The sequence below is a fragment of the Serratia sp. NPDC087055 genome, from assembly GCF_044900985.1.
In the GTDB taxonomy this organism is placed as follows: Bacteria; Pseudomonadota; Gammaproteobacteria; order Enterobacterales; family Enterobacteriaceae; genus Serratia.
In genome coordinates this window covers 44466-64196 of the sequence record NZ_JBJDOG010000006.1, presented here as the reverse complement: position 1 = coordinate 64196, position 19731 = coordinate 44466, and the positions used below count along the sequence as shown (strand labels likewise).

Annotated in this window: 12 protein-coding genes; 5 read left to right on the top strand and 7 right to left on the bottom strand. The window is 52.6% G+C overall.

What is annotated here, in order from left to right:
• Positions 1–16: 16 nt before the first annotated feature.
• Positions 17–871 (bottom strand): hypothetical protein, encoded by an 855-nt coding sequence (locus ACI2J2_RS21225; RefSeq protein ID WP_404760804.1) that lies wholly within the window; start codon positions 869–871, stop codon positions 17–19.
• Between the two features lie 656 nt (positions 872–1527).
• On the opposite strand from ACI2J2_RS21225, the gene ACI2J2_RS21220 reads away from it, so the two are divergent.
• Together ACI2J2_RS21220 and ACI2J2_RS21215 are read left to right on the top strand one after the other, a co-directional pair.
• Positions 1528–2022: a molybdopterin-dependent oxidoreductase gene (locus ACI2J2_RS21220; protein ID WP_209639361.1), complete on the top strand. Its 495-nt coding sequence runs from the start codon at positions 1528–1530 to the stop codon at positions 2020–2022.
• A complete protein-coding gene (locus tag ACI2J2_RS21215; RefSeq protein ID WP_265556079.1) occupies positions 2019–3800 on the top strand; it encodes an ATP-binding protein in 1782 nt (593 codons plus the stop codon). Before ACI2J2_RS21220 ends, ACI2J2_RS21215 begins: the two co-directional genes overlap by 4 nt.
• Here ACI2J2_RS21215 and ACI2J2_RS21210 read toward each other — a convergent pair.
• From ACI2J2_RS21210 to ACI2J2_RS21195, 4 genes are all read right to left on the bottom strand, one after another.
• Entirely contained in the window at positions 3790–4641 is an 852-nt protein-coding gene (locus ACI2J2_RS21210; protein WP_209639367.1) for a helix-turn-helix domain-containing protein, read from the bottom strand. The genes ACI2J2_RS21215 and ACI2J2_RS21210 overlap by 11 nt on opposite strands.
• Positions 4642–5110: 469 nt before the next feature.
• The gene (locus ACI2J2_RS21205) at positions 5111–8212 is read right to left on the bottom strand and encodes an autotransporter outer membrane beta-barrel domain-containing protein (RefSeq protein WP_404760803.1); all 3102 of its coding nucleotides are present in this window, start codon (positions 8210–8212) and stop codon (positions 5111–5113) included.
• A gap of 68 nt (positions 8213–8280) precedes the next feature.
• Positions 8281–11295, bottom strand: coding sequence for an autotransporter outer membrane beta-barrel domain-containing protein (locus tag ACI2J2_RS21200; RefSeq protein ID WP_404760851.1), 3015 nt, complete (start codon positions 11293–11295; stop codon positions 8281–8283).
• Positions 11296–11790: 495 nt separating this feature from the next.
• Positions 11791–12405, bottom strand: a complete 615-nt coding sequence (locus ACI2J2_RS21195; RefSeq protein WP_209639373.1) for a TetR/AcrR family transcriptional regulator — start codon at positions 12403–12405, stop codon at positions 11791–11793.
• Between the two features lie 294 nt (positions 12406–12699).
• Here ACI2J2_RS21195 and ACI2J2_RS21190 point away from each other — a divergent pair, with 294 nt between their 5' ends.
• Positions 12700–13947, top strand: a complete 1248-nt coding sequence (locus ACI2J2_RS21190) for a Tm-1-like ATP-binding domain-containing protein (protein ID WP_404760802.1) — start codon at positions 12700–12702, stop codon at positions 13945–13947.
• A 70-nt stretch (positions 13948–14017) separates the two neighbouring features.
• On the opposite strand, the gene spy is transcribed toward ACI2J2_RS21190, so the two are convergent.
• The gene (gene spy, locus ACI2J2_RS21185) at positions 14018–14518 is read right to left on the bottom strand and encodes an ATP-independent periplasmic protein-refolding chaperone Spy (protein WP_265556084.1); all 501 of its coding nucleotides are present in this window, start codon (positions 14516–14518) and stop codon (positions 14018–14020) included.
• Between the two features lie 564 nt (positions 14519–15082).
• Here spy and pdeR point away from each other — a divergent pair.
• On the top strand, positions 15083–17077 hold the full coding sequence (gene pdeR, locus ACI2J2_RS21180) for a cyclic di-GMP phosphodiesterase (protein WP_209639381.1): 1995 nt from the start codon (positions 15083–15085) through the stop codon (positions 17075–17077).
• A 16-nt stretch (positions 17078–17093) separates the two neighbouring features.
• Here pdeR and ACI2J2_RS21175 read toward each other — a convergent pair whose 3' ends face one another.
• Positions 17094–17960: a crotonase/enoyl-CoA hydratase family protein gene (locus tag ACI2J2_RS21175; protein ID WP_209639384.1), complete on the bottom strand. Its 867-nt coding sequence runs from the start codon at positions 17958–17960 to the stop codon at positions 17094–17096.
• Between the two features lie 464 nt (positions 17961–18424).
• On the opposite strand from ACI2J2_RS21175, the gene yhjD reads away from it, so the two are divergent.
• Positions 18425–19444, top strand: a complete 1020-nt coding sequence (gene yhjD / locus ACI2J2_RS21170; RefSeq protein ID WP_265556086.1) for an inner membrane protein YhjD — start codon at positions 18425–18427, stop codon at positions 19442–19444.
• Positions 19445–19731: the final 287 nt, after the last annotated feature.

The window sequence follows — 19731 nt, the reverse complement described above, 5'->3', positions numbered from 1 at the left end:
TTTATGGGAATTTTAATCACTGACAGGTGGTTATTGCTTTTATCCCTCCAACTTTTTCCAATCTATCTTGAGCAATATCAATTATCGTGGAATTAGTTACAGGCCAAGCTGGTGCCAGCTTAGTATTCGGAAAAACCGTAAAGTAATAGTCGCCATTGACATCACCTCCTCGTATAGGGTCGGGATTTTTAGAACCCAAGTTACGAGCAAGTTGTAATGAAACCTCACCAAACTCGGTAGATGGCCCACCTACGTCTGCAATAATAAACGCAGATGACTTTCCTGTTTTCTGATTAATCGCGTAACCGATGTCACCAATCATCCCGGTGCTTTCTTTGAGAGAAAAATTTTTTGACGCGGGAAAAGTCCAGTAAGGTACATTGTCAGAGTTTACCCATTTGTTCTTATCTGTTTCATCTGAAATTTTTCTGTCTTGCAGCGCAGTTTTAGAAACATAGTAACCTTTATACTCTCCAGAAGTACGTATAAACGCGGCTGATGTATCTTTAGAATCAACGACAAGTACGCTCCACCATTTCATGCCCTTTATTTTATAACCTGCATTTGCTGGACAATCTAATCCTTTATACAAGAAGTTATTTTTGGATGGGCATTTGCCTTGCAGATTTTTGTGGTCTTCATCACTATAAGCATTTGGAGCACCATCCGCATTTACTCCTAATGTATTCACCTTAAATAAGTATGCTAAATGCGGTATTTTATGTTTTTTTATTTCATATGTTTTTTTATGGATAACACCATCCTCTTTATAGACTTGTTCATATTCAAACCAGTCAGTGAAACCACATTCTGCCAGAGCAGAATGGCTAAAAAAAATGGAGATTATGCCGCAAAGGGTAAGATTATTCATAAGCCCGCCTAATACACTTTAAGATAAAGTACATTCCGCCATACCAAAAGACACGGTCACCTCACCGTCAGTCAATTGATTCAGTCAAGACATAGAATTCTCTCACTGCAGATTTTGCAACCCACATGATTTATTACGCTAAATTTATTTAAATCTTTTATTAATGCTAATACATGATTCTTATTTTCGCCAGCACCCTAAAGGTGGGTTTAATCAAACACGAGAAGTTAATCATTATGCGACCGGTTAAAAAATAAATAGCAAGCTTAAAATAATCGGTGTAACGAATATACCTAAGTCAATTTCCTGTACCGCTTACAATAGGTCCCCCTAAGCTGGCGTATGCCCGGTATTGCGCGAGGTGTAGCCACCCAACAAATGATGTTTACCTACATAAGGTTCAGGGTAGGTACGCTATTGTCAAATCTTGTCGGGTCCTGCCACAGGGCTCCTCTACCTGGGGTGCCTGACATGGTTTCACTGAAGGGTGGGTCATAACCGCTGAAGTGCTGTACACTCCAGATTTCAACATTGAACGTTTTAGAGTTTCGTGCTCTTTACCATCCCCCTCAACACAAACGTCCATTTTCTGCCATTATTTTGCCTGACCACATGGACGGCGCTCATGTAAGCACCCGCAACACTGGAGAACACCGATGCTGTTCACTCTTTTTAAAAACTTCACGCTGGCACTTTTTTCGCTGGCGATCGTCCAATCCAGCGCACTCAGTTTTACTTTGGAGGTTGCGGGAGACATCCAAAATACGACCGATCCGGTAAAGAAAAGCTATCTGTTTACCGATAAACAACTGTTGGCAATGCCGGTGCACAGCATCACCACGTCAACCTCTTGGACGCCCCAAAGAAAGTTTGAAGGGATTGCCGTCGCGGACATTTTGGCCCGGGTTGGCGCCAAGGGCAGTACGCTGACGTTTTATGCGTTAAACGATTATTACATCGACGTCCCGCTGTCTGACGTTGAGAAATACAATATGATTTTGGCCTACAAGATGGACGGCGAAATGCTGAAGATCAGAAACTTCGGACCGCTTTTTTTGGTTTATCCCAGGGATGCCGCTGGGCCTGAGTTGAACTCCCCGCTCTACAACTCACGCTTTATCTGGCAAGTGGACAGGATCGTGATTAAATGAAATTCACAGGGTTTAAAAACAACAGCAGGCTGGCAATCCCGGCTATTTTTGCTGCCCTTTTCCTGGTTGCCTCCGCGGTGACGCTGTATTACTACAGCGCAACGCTGTCCAAAAAAGGGTTGTATGCTATTGCCGGCACGCAGGAAAATTATTCTTGGTCGATCGCCAAATTTGCTATCAAGCTTGCCGAATTTGAAACGCTGGTCGAACAGCAGAAAAACGCACCACAGGTCGATAGCGAAGATCTGCGCCTCAAATTTGAAATCCTTTATTCCCGTTTCTACGTGTTGGAAACGGTGTCTGAGTCGACCCAACCTCTGTATGCCGAACCGGGCTACCCCGAGGTTGTCGCACATATGCGCCAGAAAATGGATCAGATTGATAATTTGCTGAACAGCCCGAAGATTGATTTCTCACTCATTTCGCAGGCCATGAGGCAAATCAAGCCCTACTCGATTGAAATGGCCAACCTGACCGATCACGCAGAAGTGAAGCAGCGCACCGCCGCCTACGAAGACTATATCGAAAAACGACACATCATTTTTTATGGTCTGGTGATCGTGATGTTTTCAGTGATTGCGCTTATTGCCATTACGCTGATTATGTTCCGCCAGCAGCGCCTGACCATCCGGCAACAAGCCAAAGCAATAGAAGCGGAGAAAGCCACCCGCACCAAGAATGCCTTTCTGGGCGCCATTGGCCACGAGTTACGCACATCGCTGCAGAGCATTATGTCTGCCATTGACGTGCTGGTGAATACCAAGGTGTCGGCCGAACATGCGGATACTTTCCAACGGTTGGAGATTGCCGCACAGCAAATTGAAAGCCAGATGAAAGACCTCACCGATTATGCCCATTTGGACAGCGGCATGATGGAGCTGCGTCTCGCACCGTTTGACGCTCAACGGCTGATCGAAGACACGGCGCATGAAATCGAGACGCTCAGCCAGAAAGAACAGGTAACACTGTTGTGCGAAATTGAATGCGGTCATCTGCAGATACATTCCGATCCGCTGCGCATCAGGCAGATTATCGTCAACCTGCTGACTAACGCGTTCAAATATACCGAAAGCGGCACCATCACGCTGCACAGTTGCCTGCGACGCCAGCCCACGGGTAATTCATTGATTATTGAGGTGACTGATACCGGTATTGGTATTGAAAAGGAGATGCTTGACCAAATATTCAGGCCCTTCACTCAATTGGATCAATCTCATACCCGCCAGTATGGCGGCGTAGGCATGGGATTAGCGATTGTGCATGGGCTGGTGACGCTGCTCAATGGCACGATCACTGTCTACAGCGAGATCAAAAAAGGCAGTACCTTTATCGTCAGTATTCCCGTCGACATTACCGACGACGAGGAGCAAGGCGAAAAACTGCCGCACCAGCGCGGCCTGATGGACAAGCAGCAACATATTTTAGTGGTGGATGACAATAAATCCGTGAGCGACGCCTTTGCCGCGCTGCTGGACAAACTGGGCTATCAACATGAACTGTGCAACTCACCCGAACGTGCGCTGCAAAAGTTGCTTAGACGTCCTTACGACGCGTTGCTGTTAGACCTGCAAATGCCGGGTATTGATGGCGCTGCGTTGGCGAAACAACTGCGTAGCCAGCGTGGGCCCAATCGTCATATTCCGATTGTTGGCATCAGCGCCTATACCCCGGAGCAGCTGTCTGCCGAGCAGCGGGCGCTGTTCGACAGCTATTTAATGAAGCCAGTACGGCTTGATGCCTTGTCAACGACGCTGGCTTCACTGCTCGTTAAAGATTAAAACACCGCAACAGTGCGGCTTCAATGACATGGAGCCGCACGGGTTTTTCATACGGCCCCAATACGTCATAGTCACGCATCGCCCTGGCGATTTCGGATTCGCGCTGATCGGTCCCCAATTGGCCCGTGAGCACCAGAACCGGCGCATCCGGGTTGTCCGAAGCACGGATGGTTTCGATGCATCGCACCACCGTTTCCTGGCCAATCAACCAGTCGACCACATAACCATCGAACAGACTTTGTTGCAGCGCCAAACAGAAACTGCTGACATCGTAAAAAGCGACGGCATGGAAACCACGCCCGTTAAGGTATTTTGTCAGTTCGTCAGCGGCCTGGTGAGAGTCGTCGAGTACCGCAATGCTTAACCGCTCGTCTTCAACGGCAGCAGGACGGAGCTCAATCAGCTCCACACAATACCGTTGCCCTTGCGGTGCATCATCTGAACGATAAAGACACCACTGCCCAGCCTGTTGTAACGCGACATATTCCGATGTCCGCCCGCCAACCAACTCATGACCGATATAGCCAACGCAGGCTAATTCCACACCGCCAACATAAAAGATGGCATCCCGTGCAATAGTTTGTGCAGAGATGTCATGTTCTGTACCCGTATCCACTATCGCTGCCGGGCTTTCCCCTAATGCCGCCGCGACGTGGCTAATTTGTTCCAGCGTCCAAGGGCTTTGGCCCTTCAGCTTACGATGTGCATGTGAAAAACTGAGATCCAGAATCCGACTGAGCTCTTTCGCATGCTGACGCTTACCAATCCCATAATGTACAAACAGTTCCCTAACCCGGTTTGCAATCGACTGTGAATCGAATTTCTGGTGATTATTATCCATTTTTTCCTTCGATTTTTTTTGCTGTTTTTTCAGTCGTTTTCGTACTTGCCGTGCAAAAAAAGCGCTCAAAAACTGGTATATCATACAATGTACAATCTAAACATTGCTTGACATACCACATTATATAGTCAAACATGGTACCAGAAGAGACACACAGCAACACCACAATAAAAATATAACAACAGTAAAATCGCACCACCAAATAATCATAATGACACCAGGGAAAGCTCGTTTCGGTTGTTACTCTGAGAGAATGTATGCACCAGACTCTCTCCGAAATATGGGCCGTAAGCGCTAATCTGTTTTACCCGCATTTGAACCGGGATCCGCAAGGGTCCCGGTTTTTTCTTGCCTTTTTTACCCTAAGACGACGAGAGATAAACCTGCGCCCTTCTGAGCATGAGCGGTTAATTCATGCAAAAAAGGGGGCCAGCAAGCTGACCCCCTTATGACCACTCAGGTAAAAGGATTAGAAGCGCCAGGTAAAACCGGCGTTAACGCTGTTGTCCTGGTAGTTTTGCGACAGCAGACCGCCATAGCCCAGCGACAGGGTGGCATTCTTGTTCACCGCCACTTCTGCACTGGCCTTCAGCACCGCACCGTCACGCGATGCCGACACGCTGTTCACCACAAACGGGGAACTGCCGCCGTTGAATCTCAGCCCGGTACCGCGATCCAGATCCCCGTACTGATGCTGCCAACCCAGTTCGCTGCGCAGCGCCACCGACGTGGTTTTGCTCGCCTGCCACTCGGTATCCGCACGCAGACCCAGCGTTGATACCGTGGCGTCGGTGTGCTGTTTGTCGCCGTGCAACGCCGCCGCCCCGCCGTCTTCCGCAATACCGTTGTTCTGGAAGTTGATGTACGCCAGGTTGGCGAACGGCTCCAGATTGACCCAGCCCGCCTTCACGCTGTAACCCGCTTCGGCAAACACCTGCTCCGTGCGTGCACTGTATTTCGCGGTTTCACGATCTGACTGCATGCCGTAATTGACCGAGCGTGAGGTGTCGAAGCGGTGCCAGGTGTAACCCCCGCCGGCACGCAGCGCCAGTTCACCGAACTGTTTGCCGCCGTACACCGCCAGGTGGTAGTTGTCGCTGTCCGCGTTCGAACCGTAGCCGCCGTCCAGTGACGTCCGGGTGTAGCCCGTTGCCACCCCAAGCCGCCATTCATCCGCCAGCGCAGAGTCCAGCCCCAACAGCACGCCGTAGGTCGATGCCTGATAACCCGTGGCATTGGCATCGCCCGACGCATGGTCCCAGGCGCCCAGCAGCTGCGCCCAGGCTCCGCCGTCGTCGTCCGCCTTGATGTCCGATGACGTTGCCAACCCTTCCGCCTGACGCAGGCGGCCGTTCAATGCATCACGCAGGTAACGGCTGTCGTTAACCTGTGCCGAGGCGATGTCCGCGTGGATCTGTCCCGACAGCTGGCGGAAGGCCTGACGGGCCTCCCCGGCTGAACCGGCATTCAGGATGCTCTCGAACACCGGGTTGCCCGCCGCCAGCGCGTCTGCCGCTGCCGCCACCGCACGCTCGTTTTGCGTTTGCGCCACGCTGGCAAAGGAGGTGTCGTTACGGCCGACGCTCAGCGTGACCTGATTCGGTTGGTAAGTCAGGCCGGTGCCGAGGAACAGGTAATTTGGCACCACCGTATCAAACCGCCCGCTGACGCCCTGCTGGGCGGTCAGGATGTTGTACTGCTGGCCGAGCAGGCTACGGACGTCACTTTGCGACAGCAGGTTGGTGCTGTTCTCCAGCGAGACCGCGACTTCACCGCCGCCGATCGTCGCCGATCCGCTGCTTTGGATCCGATCGCTCTGGCCGTTCGGTGCCACTTCCACCGCGTAGCGCGAACCCGGTTCGAAGCTGACGTTATTCGTCACATTCAAGGTGCCGATCGAGTTGCCGGGTGCCACGGTGCCGCCACTGCGCGCGGTCAATGAGCCCACCGTACCGGAGCCGCCCAGTACGCCGGCGTTTTGCACCCTAACGTCCGACGTGACAGAACCATTAACCGCCAGCAGACCGGTATTGACCCACGTTGGACCGGTGTAGGTGTTGGTACCGGTCAACACCAGTGCCCCCTGACCTTCCTTCGTCAGGCCGCCGTGGCCGTGAATATCGTTGGAGTACACTTCCACCGAACAATGGTAGTCATCACAAATACGCGCCTGCAGCGTGCCGCGATCGATCTCAGCTCCTTGGCCTGGAATGTTGGCGATAAACTGCGAGGAACCATACGCAACCCCTGTCGGATCCGGAATGCGGAATTCTTCAGGAATATCTTCGACGGTGTAGAACATCCCTGGCCCATTAATCGCCTTGCCCAGGTTGATCATCCCCCAGCCGTACAGCGCATCGATGCCCGGAGCGCCCATATCGGTCGCGGTGGTTTTCAGCACGTCGGCAATTTGCGCTGACGTCATGTACGGGAAACGTTGGAGTAATACAGCAACCGCACCGGTTACGTGTGGCGTCGCCATTGAGGTGCCGTTCTTATTGCCATAGTCAGAGACCAACTGATGAGGATCTGAACCGTTGGCCACGGTGCTGTAGATTTTACTGCCCGGCGACGAGACGCAGAAACTGGCGGTATAGCCACAGCGTGAAGAGAAGCTGCTGATGGTATAAGGCACAGTGTTGGTGGAAGCATCATCCTGTGCGACGCTGGCAACAGACAGCCAGTTAGGCGCAATATCCGGCACAAAATAGGCCAAGCCGCTGATCACATCCGGTTGGTTGTAGTTACCGTCGTTACCGGCAGCGAACAGCACCAGAATGTTTTTACGGGCGGCGTCAATCGCGCCCTGATAACCCGCTCCCGCCAGGCTACCCAGCAAAGGTTTCACCTGATCAAACTGTTCCTGTGCATCTTTTAACTCGAAATGCAGGGCATCCGGTTTTTTGCCATTATCCGAAAGGAAATCCGGAATACTGACCCCCCAGCTGTTGTTGATCACCCGTACGCCGCTTTTGATCATCGCCTGCCAACCCGCATTGGTCACGCTGCCATCCAGCCCGAGGAACTCGCCATAGGCCGGGCCGTCATTGTCGTTATCAACACTGATGATCTGTGAGTCAAACGCCACGCCGTGCATGCCGGTTCCGTCACGGTTGGCACCGCTGATGCCGGCCACGTGTACACCGTGATTGCTCAGCAGGCCTTGAGTACCACTGTAGAAGTGGAAGGTTCCATCGAAGTAGAAACGATCCCCGGCCTTAATCCCATCACGGTGCGGATCGGTATAGGCGCGGTAACCCTCGGTAACCACATTCACCAGCTTGCCGTCACCCGCAAATTCAGGGTGTTTGTTCACTGGGGTATCGAAGATCCCCACCTTTTGCCCTTTACCGGTATAACCTGCCGCATAGGCTTCATCAGCGTGGATCGCCCCCAACCCCCAGTTCGCCTTGAATTCATCGCTGCGCCAGCTGGCTGGATCGCCCAACTTACCCCCTTCCGTATAAGGCGCGGCCTGTACACCTCCGGCTGCCAGCAACGCACACAATAGGGCGTTCAGTTTCCACGTCGGCGCCAACACCGGTTTATTCTTTCCTGTAGCTTGCTTCATTCCCTTATCCTTTTTGTTTTAGTCAAACCGCCACCCAGTGAGGCGGTTTGTCCCTCAGTTTTTTAAGATCAGAAATGCCAGGTAAAACCGGCGTTAACGCTGTTGTCCTGGTAGTTTTGCGACAGCAGGCCGCCATAGCCCAGCGACAGGGTGGCATTCTTGTTCACCGCCACTTCTGCACTGGCCTTCAGCACCGCACCGTCACGCGATGCCGACACGCTGTTCACCACAAACGGGGAACTGCCGCCGTTGAATCTCAGCCCGGTACCGCGATCCAGATCCCCGTACTGATGCTGCCAACCCAGTTCGCTGCGCAGCGCCACCGACGTGGTTTTGCTCGCCTGCCACTCGGTATCCGCACGCAGACCCAGCGTCGATACCGTGGCGTCGGTGTGCTGTTTGTCGCCGTGCAACGCCGCCGCCCTGCCGTCTTCCGCAATACCGTTGTTCTGGAAGTTGATGTACGCCAGGTTGGCGAACGGCTCCAGATTGACCCAGCCCGCCTTCACGCTGTAACCCGCTTCGGCAAACACCTGCTCCGTGCGTGCACTGTATTTCGCGGTTTCACGATCTGACTGCATGCCGTAATTGACCGAGCGTGAGGTGTCGAAGCGGTGCCAGGTGTAACCCCCGCCGGCACGCAGCGCCAGTTCACCGAACTGTTTGCCGCCGTACACCGCCAGGTGGTAGTTGTCGCTGTCCGCGTTCGAGCCGTAGCCCCCGTCCAGTGACGTCCGGGTGTAGCCCGTTGCCACCCCAAGCCGCCATGCATCCGCCAGCGCCGAGTCCAGCCCCACCAGCACGCCGTAGGTCGATGCCTGATAACCCGTGGCATTGGCATCGCCCGACGCATGGTCCCAGGCGCCCAGCAGCTGCGCCCAGGCACCGCCGTCGTCGTCCGCCTTGATGTCCGATGACGTTGCCAGCCCTTCTGCCTGACGCAGGCGGCCGTTCAATGCATCACGCAGGTAACGGCTGTCGTTGACCTGTGCCGAGGCGATATCCGCGTGAACTTGCCCCGACAGCTGTCGGAAGGCCTGACGGGCCTCCCCGACCGAACCGGCATTCAGGATGCTCTCGAACACCGGGTTGCCCGCCGCCAGCGCGTCTGCCGCTGCCGCCACCGCACGCTCGTTTTGCGTTTGCGCCACGCTGGCAAAGGAGGTGTCGTTACGGCCGACGCTCAGCGTGACCTGATTCGGTTGGTAAGCCAGATTGGCATCCAGGAAAGGAGAGAACGTTGAAGCAGAGGTAAACTGCCCGCTAATACCCTGCTGGGCAGCCAATATGTTGTATTGCTGGCCGAGCAGGCTGCCCACGCTGCCTTGCGACAACAGATTAGTATTTTGCTCTTGCAGCACCACGACCTGACCGCCGCCGATCGTCGCCGATCCGCTGCTTTGGATCCGATCGCTCTGGCCGCTCGGTGCCACTTCCACCGCGTAGCGCGAACCCGGTTCGAAGCTGACGTTATTCGTCACATTCAAGGTGCCAATCGAGTTGCCGGGTGCCACGGTGCCGCCACTGCGCGCGGTCAATGAGCCCACCGTACCGGAGCCACCCAGTACGCCGGCGTTTTGCACCCTAACGTCCGACGTGACAGAACCGTTAATCGCCAACAGACCTTGATTGATCAGCGTGGGTCCGGCGTAGCTGTTATTGCCGGTCAGCACCAACGTGCCGATACCCTGTTTGGTCAAGCCACCATGCCCGGCAATGTTGTTACTCCAAACATCCAGCCCACAATGAATATCGTCACACACACGTTCGGTCGGTTTGCCCTTGTCCAGCACCGCGCCAACACCCGGCAGATTCACGACGAACTGCTCAGGGCCGTAAGCCCCACTAACCCGAAATTCTTCAGGAATATCCTGCTCGGTAACAAACATGCCCGGACCGTGAATCGCCTTGCCCAGGTTGATCATCCCCCAGCCGTACAGCGCATCGATGCCCGGTGCCCCCATATCGGTGGTGGTGGTCTTCAACACAGTGGCAACCTGCGCACCGGTCATGTATGGGAAGCGCTCCATCAGTACCGCGACACTGCCGGCCACGTGGGGTGCCGCCATTGAAGTCCCGCTGTATTTGGCATAGCCGGTGGTCAGGTTATCAACGCTGTTACCTTCGATAATCGAGCTGTACACCTTGGTGCCCGGCGCGGCAACGCAGAAACTGGCGGTATAACCGCAGCGTGAGGAGAAGGTACTGATGCTGTAATCACCGGTGTTCTTCGGATCCTGAAGGCTGGCGACCGACAGCCAGTTGGGGGCGATTTCTGGCACAAAGTAGGCCAGCCCGGCCATCGCGTCCGGGTTATTCAGGTTGTAGTCGTTGCCGGCGGCAAAAATGGTAACAATGCCGCTGCGTGCTGCATCGATCGCACCCTGATAGGCACCACCGGCTTTAGTACCCAGAATTTGTTTGATTTGATCGAACTGTTTCTGTGCGTCGGCGAGCGTGAAGTGGGGATAGGCCGGATCCTTGCCGCCCTGATCGAACTTCTCGGTGATGCCGATACCCCAACTGTTGTTGATAATGCGTGCACCGCTGGCGATCAGCGCATCCCAGCCCGCTTGATACACCGCACCATCGTTGCCGAGAATGATGCCGTCCTCCGGCCCCGGATCACCATTTTCCGCACTGATGATCTGTGCATTGAACGCCACACCGTGCATCTCGCCGCCATCGCGATTACCGGCAGCGATGCCGCCCACATGTGTGCCGTGTGAACCCAACGTGCCGTCAGAATCTACGCTCGGCGTACCGTCATAGCGGAATGCATCCCCTTTTTTCACGGGAATATAGGGATCGGTGTATTCGCGGATACCCGTAGTGACCAGATTGATCACTTTGTCTTGGCTGGCGAACTCCGGATGCTTGGCATATACCGGTTGATCGAAAATGCCAAGCTTTACGCCTTTTCCGCTATAACCGGCGGCGTAGGCCTGATCAGCGTGAATTGCCCCCAGGCCCCATTCTGCGTTGAATTCTTTACTGCGCCAGCTGGCTGGATCACCTGATTTACCGCTCTCTGTATAGGGTGCCGCTTGCACTCCACCGATCGCCGCCAGGCAAAAAAGCATCGCACTCCACTGTGCACGATTAACACCAATTTCAGGCCAGCCGAAGGCCGCCTGAACAGGCTTGACTCCTTTACGTCTATTTTCCATCCCAGATACCGTCCATTGTTGTTTGCAAATGTCTTATTGATTTTTTTGTGTAACAGTTTCGTAACACCAAATAAATAAAGCACAACAATCTCAAGCACGCCTAATGTGTCAAAGGCGCAGGGACGTCACAGGCGAATGCAATTAAGGGGTAAATAAGGTGGGGAGATATAAGGAAATTCAATGGTTAAAACAGGCGGGGTATGCTCCGTTTTTCGTAGCAGAAGACAGAAATAATTATCTGATAAATATAGATAATAGAAACAAAAAAAGCCAAATGGGGACCACCCATCCAGCCTATTTAAAAATGCTTAAAACGCTCTTTTTATCACTTTAAATTATAACAATTGCCAATACTCACTCAGTGAAATCTGCTGGTTTTCGCTGAGAATGGCTGTAAAAATTGGACTATCATGCTAGCGGTTTTCTGCTGTTCATCGCATCTTCTTCGGCCTGACGAATAATGGCTTTCGCCATCCACTGCGTTACATCCTGAATGCCGTCGAGATCCAACCCCCAGATATCTTTCAGTACCAGGAAAACTTCCGAGCCATAAATCAAAGAAAAAGAATGAATGACTCGTTGCAGGGCTTCAGACGGCAGTTTATCCCGGAGTGGTTCGACCGCCAGATTAAGCAGGCGCTTACGGTTACCGCGGACAAATTTTTCACCCGGTGTCGCTTTCGCCCACTGCTGTAACGAAAGCTGCAACGCGGCACGCAAAGCCCCTTCATGCTGCTCCATTTGGGGATAAGCAAAAGTGAGCAGTTGCTGAATGCGTTTCAGCGCGTCCTGATCCTGTGGCTGCCATTCCAGAATCGGCCCCAGGCTTTCGGCCACAACCGCGGCAATCAATTCACTTTGGGTGGGGAAATAACGATAGGCAGTAGCACGAGATACCTGCGCATGTGCGGCAAGCTCGGTGATGGAAGGAAATACCCCTTCGTCATACAACGCCATGGCACTGGCCAGCAATAAACGATGGGTTCTTGCTCGTGTCGACGTCAGAGTTTGGTCCTGTTTCATGGGAAAAGCAGTTATTACCACAGCTACCTCATCATACTTGTTCGCTTCCCCCGTCCCGGGACAACACGCGATAACCACAAAACCGACAGTATTCCACTTCGTCGGTGGCATTCGATGGCCAAAATGAGACTGGCATCTCATTTTGAACTCACCTGGCCTTGCATAAATAACACTACCGTCTCATTATGTAGATATATTAATCATTCAGAATTAAATAGCCAACACCAGGGATTCAAATTAATAAATAACACTATAATTTTAATAAATAAATTATAAATTCCGCAGGAATAAGCAGTGATTGATACTTCAAAATTTATCTACATTGCTACCACAGCAGATACCAAAGGACAAGAACAGGAGTATATTCGCCAGGCACTCGCCAACCTCGCTTTACCTACTTTGACCGTCGATCTCTCAACGCGTCTTCTTCCCACGCACTCACTCACCGATATCAGCGCTGCGGACATTGCCCGTTATCACCCCGAGGGAGCTAACGCTGTATTTTGTCATGACCGGGGCCAAGCCATTGCCGCTATGGCCGTCGCTTTCGAACGCTTTATTTTGACTCGTCACGATATTGCGGCCCTGCTTGGCCTGGGTGGTTCCGGCGGTACAGCCATTATCACCCCAGCGATGCAGCAGTTGCCTATTGGCCTGCCAAAATTAATGGTCTCAAGCATGGCAGCAGGTGACGTCTCGGCCTATGTCGGCAACAGCGATATCACCATGCTGTATTCCGTCACAGACATCGCCGGTCTCAACCGTATTTCACGGCGCGTCCTGAATAATGCAGCGTGCCAGATTGCAGGAGCCGTACGCTTTGCTTCCCACGATGATGCCGAGGGTAAACCCGCGCTCGGTTTGACAATGTTTGGTGTCACCACGCCCTGTATACAAAACGTTGTTGCCGCGCTTGAGCCCCACTGGGACTGCTTGGTATTCCACGCAACGGGCAGCGGTGGTAGAGCACTGGAAAAGTTGATCGACAGCCGTTTGCTCAGTGCCGCGCTGGATCTGACCATCACTGAGGTGGCCGATTATCTGTTCGATGGTGTTCTGCCCTGCAATGAAGAGCGTTTCGGTGCCATCGCCCGTACCGGTATCCCTTGCGTACTGTCTTGTGGCGCAATGGACATGATCAATTTTGGGTCGCCCGACACCGTGACGGCACGCTATGCCGGACGCCTACGCCATCAACATAACTCCCAGGTTACACTGGTGCGCACCACGCCACAGGAGAATGCGCAGATAGGACGTTGGATCGGGGAAAAAATGAATGCATGCACCGGCGAAATACGTTTTGTGATCCCCGGAGGCGGGGTCTCCGCGCTGGATGCGCCAGGGCAGCCCTTTTGGGATCCGTTAGCTTTAGACGCTTTTGTTCAAGCGCTGGAAAGCACGATGCAGCCGACAAAAAAACGGCAGTTGATAAAAACGGATTATCATATTAACGACCCGCGATTTTCGCAGATTATTACCGAGCAATTTCAGCACATTGCCAGCAAACTGGATGCAACTTATCCATTACCCTCGCCGGAGTGAATATTTTCGCCACGAAAAACAAAAAGGGCCAGATTATTATCTGGCCCTTTTTACTTACCTCATGAAATTATTACTGTGCAGTCGTAGTTTTCGACTTCATATTATTCATGTGGTCCATCATTTTCTGTTCGCGTTTCTGATAATTCTCATTGTATTGTTTTTTCTGCTCAGGCGTCAGCAGGTTATACATTTTATTTTCAGCTTTCGCGCGTTCCAACATATGTTCGGATTGCGTTTTGCTGATGGCATCAATTTGCGTTTTCGCTTTGGCTTCGTCGAAGCTGTCAGAAGCGACCAGACTATGTAGTGCCTGACGCTCCTCTTTCATTCCTGCGCCACGCTTCTGGTGCGATTCCTTCATGATGTCGCGCATCTGTTGGCGCTGTTGTTCTGTCAGGTTCAGGCCCGCAAATGGCCCACCCTTGCCTTCGCCTTTATGGTGCATCATTTTCATCGGTGCAGCCGATGAGTCAGCCGTCGCCGGTGCCGTTGTGGTGTCCGCAGCAAAAGCCATAGAAGCAGAACCCAGCGCCAGAGTAGAGGCAACAAATAAAGCAGTCAGTTTACGCATAATCATTTCCTTAACGTTATTCTTCATCAGGAGCGCTGTACGTGAACAGGCTCTTCTTTCTTCGGAGATAATAATAGTCTGATAAATATATAGTAATGCGATGGAGTGTAAATTTATTAAAGCCCAAAACAGTTTTAGTCACCAATAATGAGTGAATTATGAAGATAGTGCCTGGTATGCGGAAATTTTGATTTCACACTGGCTTAACACCCACCTCAACATGACGTTCAGCGCTATAGGATTATTCCTGACAACCACTCGCTTTATTATAATTTAGTCCCCTCTGCTACAACCGTCCTGCAACAAGACGATGAAGGCATCTGTGCGCAAAAATCGTACTAACCTCTCGAATCAGCAGGTTCTCACTTACACTCTAAGGCAACGGGTGGCAATGTGTCGTTTACAGGGCAAAACTAATTATTGCTTATATAATAGTTTCGTCCACCGACAGTGAAAAACGTGTTATATGATGGAGATACGTGCACTACGGCCACTAACGGGCCAGAAACCTGCTGTTGCGCTCATCGCACAGCTCTGGCTGTCGTGCCCATTTGAGGAATCATCATGTTCGCAGACCAAGGCCCTATGCTTCTTAACGCCCACTTTGGCACCAACAGCCCTTATTGGCGGTTGGCGTTTGACAGCAATGCCCTGGCGTTATCGGCAGTCAAAGGCAAAACACATATGGCTGTGGCGCTCAACGCCATGCAGGCTGCAAAAATCCGCCGTCTTAGCGGTATTACCGCCAGCTTGGATATCACGATAACGCTGGGCGGAGAGCCAATACACCTGCACCTGGTCGGTCGTCGGATCAACAATCTGGAATGGGCGGGCACCGCTTCCGCCTTCAGTGACACCCAATCGGTCGCTCGCGATCTGGTGCACGGCCTTTCCTTTGCCGAGCAAGTAGTGTCAGAAGCCAACTCTGTGATTGTGATCGTCGATCAGCATGGACGCATCCAGCGCTTCAACCGCCTAAGCGAAGAATACACCGGTCTGCACGAACATGATGTTATCGGCAAAAACGTCTTTCAATTATTTATGAGTCCGGAAGAAGCCACGGCGTCGCGACGCAATATCGCCGGTTTTTTCCGCAACGGATCGTCCTATGAAGTCGAGCGCTGGATCAAAACGGTGAAGGGCGAGCGGTTATTTTTGTTCCGTAATAAGTTCGTGCACAGTGGCAGCGGTAAAAATGAAGTCTTTCTGATTTGTTCCGGTACCGACATCACCGAAGAGCGTCGCGCCCAGGAACGCCTGCGCGTACTTGCCAATACCGACATCATTACCGGCCTGCCCAACCGCAATGCCATTCAGGACAAAATCACCCAAGCGATAGCCACGCGCGATGGCAACAACATCGGACTGGTGTATCTCGATCTCGACAACTTTAAAAAAGTGAATGATGCCTACGGCCATATGTTTGGCGATCGTTTACTGGTGGAAGTGTCACTGGCGGTTCTTGGTTGCCTCGAACCAGACCAAACCCTGGCTCGCCTGGGGGGCGATGAGTTTCTGGTGTTAGCCCAAGAAGCCGACCGTGAGACGTTACAACAGCTCGCTCAGCATATTATCGACCGATTGAAAACGCCCTTCCGTATCGGCCTCATCGAGGTTTATACCGGTTGTTCCATCGGCATCGCGCTGTGTCCTGAACATGGCAACGATATCGACAGTCTGATCCGCAGTGCCGATACCGCCATGTATGTCGCCAAAGAACAGGGTAAACGCACCTACACCGTGTTCTCGCCAGAGATGAACAAACGCGTCGCAGAATATATGTGGCTGGATACCAACCTGCGTAAGGGGTTGGAGCAGAATCAACTGGTGGTGTACTACCAGCCCAAGATTGAGGCACTCAGCGGCAAGGTGTGCAGCGTGGAAGCCCTGGTACGCTGGGATTCGCCCGAACGCGGCCTGATTCCCCCCCTGCAATTTATCTCTTACGCCGAAGAGTCCGGCCTGATCGGGCCACTCGGCCGCTGGGTTCTGCAAACCGCCGCCAAACAGGCCGCACACTGGAAACGCCATGGGTTAGCACTGCGGATCGCGGTCAACCTTTCTGCACGGCAGTTGGTGGATGACTCCATCGTTGCGGATCTCGCACAGGTATTGCAACAGAATCAGTTGATGCCCTGCCTCTTGGACTTCGAGCTAACAGAAAGCAGCCTGATTGAGGACGAAAAACGGGCGCGAGAGGTGATCACCCGGCTACGCGAGCTGGGCGCGCAAGTCCATCTGGATGACTTTGGCACGGGTTACTCTTCACTGGCACAGCTGTCGCGTATTCCGCTGGACGCCATCAAACTGGATAAAAGTTTTGTTCGTGGCGTGAATTTCAATCCCGTTTCACAATCGCTGGTACGCGCTATCGTTGCAGCGGCAGAAGCACTCAAATTCCGGGTGATTGCCGAGGGTGTAGAGACCGAAAGCGAGAACCAGTTCCTCGACCAGGTCGGCGTTGATGAAAAACAGGGTTTTTTGTTTGCGCGGCCAATGCTCCCGGAACAGCTGGAGCATTGGCTGCAGTCTTATCGCCCGCAATCCCCCTCAGCGTGATGCGGGCGGAGTCATATTAGCCTGCACGACGCAGGTTTAGCGTGTGACGATCCTGCAGCATAACCAAGCGTTCAATATAGGCGCGATCTTTCTCCTCAATGGTGAAGGCCGAATGCACCCAATCCTCGGTAATATCCATCAATTCCGAACGCGTCAATTGCAGCACCCGCTGGCGAGCACGCAACATGGCACGCATGCCGTTCAATTTAGGCCGGATAGTATCAATGAAGGTACGCGTAGCCACGTAGGCATCGCCGGGTTGGAATAGCTGATCAACCAGCCCACGGCTTTCAAACCACTCCGCCGTGTGCGACTCACCGCCCCAAATCAGTTCTTCCGCCAGACGCATACCTGCCTTGCGCGCCACCAGCGAGTAACCGCCCATGCCGGGAAACAGGTTAAAGGCAATTTCTGGGAACCCCATACGTGCATTGTTCTGCGCCAAAACAAAATGGTGCGCCAATGCGGCTTCGAAACCGCCACCCAGCGCGCTGCCCTCCACCATGGCAATGCTGACTGCCCCGGTGTCGAATCCGCGTGCTGCCGCATGTACACAGTCGATGCAAGCACGTGCGTAAGCCATCATGGCCTCACGTTTGCGGTTTTTAATGGCCTCCGCAAAGAACTGCAAATCGCCGCCGACGTTGAACATATTCGGCACCAACGAGCCGGTGACCCAAAAATCAAACTGCAACGATGACTCTTTGGCCGCCTGCGCCAACGTCATGATGTCTTCAATTAACGCCTGGTTGAAACAGGGGCGCGGCTCAGCGCGCAACAGCATCCACATGATGTGCCGACCCTCTTCATAATAAGCAGAAATCTGTGTCAAATTGCCCGCTTCGGTAAACGGACGACAGGTGGGATGATTTAGCAATTTCATATGACCTTCCATTTTATCTATTGATGACAGTTAAAACCGTTCCAGCCCCTACGGCTGCAGCAACGCGACGGTCGATAAACCGCAGCGCCACATCATGAGTAAACGCTTTCTTGGTGATGAAACAGATAAAAATTGGAGGTCAGTGAATGAAAAAAACCGCGCTGGCACGCGGCTGGCATAAGAATTTTACCTAACGATGGGCAGTAGCATTTCACTCGTGCGGTGAACGCGCTAAGCTCAAAAACTGGCCAGTTGCCGCCCTTGCGGCCAAACCGGCGTGCCTTTTGGCTATAATCAAAGCTGAAAGAGCCTCTACCCTAAATAATTCGAGTTGCAGGAAGGTGGCAACTAGGCGTGTCCCGATGAGCTTACTTGAGTAAGTGACTCAGGTAAGTGATAGCAGCCAACGCACAGGTAATTTGAAATATGACGGGTATATTTATCGTTAAGGAAATCGTGACGTAATGCCTATAGGATCAGATAAAGCCCCCCATCAGCCCAACAGTGAAGCGGCACAAAAACCGCTGATCGCCATCAAAACCGGCCATCAGAAAATCGACCGGCGTATTTCCGGTTTTTCACGCCTCGTTGAGCGCATCAAGGCCCGACCAGGCATCGCCCACCTGCTGCGTGCCACCGAGCGCTTTAACGATCGTCTGGGCAGCCAATTTGGCGCCGCCATTACCTATTTTTCGTTTCTGTCGCTGATCCCGATATTGATGGTGTCCTTCGCAGCCGTCGGTTTTGTGCTGGCGTCCAATCCCGACCTGCTGACCGAGCTGATTAATAGAATTGTCGGTAGCATCAGTGACCCGACGCTGGCCAGCACGCTCAAAAATACCGTTAATACCGCCATTCAGCAGCGTACGACCGTGGGGCTGACCGGCCTGGCGCTGGCGCTGTATTCGGGGATCAGTTGGATGGGCAACCTGCGTGAGGCGATCCGCGCGCAATCGCGTGACGTCTGGGAACGCAATCCGCAGGACCAGGAAAAAATCTATTTCAAATACACCCGTGACTTTATCTCACTAACCGGTCTGGTGGTGGCACTGATTATTACGCTAACGCTGACGTCCATCGCTGGCTCGGCGCAGGCGACGATCGTCCGTGCTTTGGGCCTGGAAGGTATCGATTGGCTGCGTCCGGCGCTGACGCTGATCGCGCTGTCTATCTCTATTTTCGCTAACTACCTGCTGTTCCTCTGGATATTTTGGATGCTGCCGCGGCATAAACCAAAGAAAAAGGCGCTGTTACGCGGCACGCTGCTTGCCGCTATCGGTTTCGAGGTGATTAAGTTTGTGATGACCATGACGTTGCCGCAGGTGGCTAAATCGCCTTCCGGCGCTGCCTTTGGTTCAGTCATCGGGCTGATGGCCTTCTTCTATTTCTTCGCACGTTTGACGCTGTTCTGCGCCGCCTGGATTGCCACGGCACAGTATAAAGAGGATAAAACGTTACCCTCGTCGGAACGCACCGATCCCTGAAGCAACGCAATCATACCGGCCATACTCTGATGGCCGGTTTTTTATTTCAACGAACAGCGACAAACCCAGTACATAAAACCAAAAACAAGCAAACAAACCCACCAAAACCAGCACAACAAACTACCCACTCACTTTTCTTTCCGACTTTTACAGATATTCAGTCTGCAAATCATTCATTTGGCAACGTTAAAAACCACGTAGAAACACGCCAGTGAAACATTAAGCTTTTTAACCGGTTAATCACGCTATTGTGCAAAGTTTCAGCATTGAAAAGGCATATTGCTATG

Excerpts from the sequence above, each read along its gene's own strand:
- ACI2J2_RS21225 (WP_404760804.1), bottom strand. The coding sequence starts at position 871 with ATGAATAATCTTACCCTTTGCGGCATAATCTCCATTTTTTTTAGCCAT.
- ACI2J2_RS21220 (WP_209639361.1), top strand. The coding sequence starts at position 1,528 with ATGCTGTTCACTCTTTTTAAAAACTTCACGCTGGCACTTTTTTCGCTG.
- ACI2J2_RS21215 (WP_265556079.1), top strand. The coding sequence starts at position 2,019 with ATGAAATTCACAGGGTTTAAAAACAACAGCAGGCTGGCAATCCCGGCT.
- ACI2J2_RS21210 (WP_209639367.1), bottom strand. The coding sequence starts at position 4,641 with ATGGATAATAATCACCAGAAATTCGATTCACAGTCGATTGCAAACCGG.
- ACI2J2_RS21205 (WP_404760803.1), bottom strand. The coding sequence starts at position 8,212 with ATGAAGCAAGCTACAGGAAAGAATAAACCGGTGTTGGCGCCGACGTGG.
- ACI2J2_RS21200 (WP_404760851.1), bottom strand. The coding sequence starts at position 11,295 with ATGCTTTTTTGCCTGGCGGCGATCGGTGGAGTGCAAGCGGCACCCTAT.
- ACI2J2_RS21195 (WP_209639373.1), bottom strand. The coding sequence starts at position 12,405 with ATGAAACAGGACCAAACTCTGACGTCGACACGAGCAAGAACCCATCGT.
- spy (WP_265556084.1), bottom strand. The coding sequence starts at position 14,518 with ATGCGTAAACTGACTGCTTTATTTGTTGCCTCTACTCTGGCGCTGGGT.
- pdeR (WP_209639381.1), top strand. The coding sequence starts at position 15,083 with ATGTTCGCAGACCAAGGCCCTATGCTTCTTAACGCCCACTTTGGCACC.
- ACI2J2_RS21175 (WP_209639384.1), bottom strand. The coding sequence starts at position 17,960 with ATGAAATTGCTAAATCATCCCACCTGTCGTCCGTTTACCGAAGCGGGC.
- yhjD (WP_265556086.1), top strand. The coding sequence starts at position 18,425 with ATGCCTATAGGATCAGATAAAGCCCCCCATCAGCCCAACAGTGAAGCG.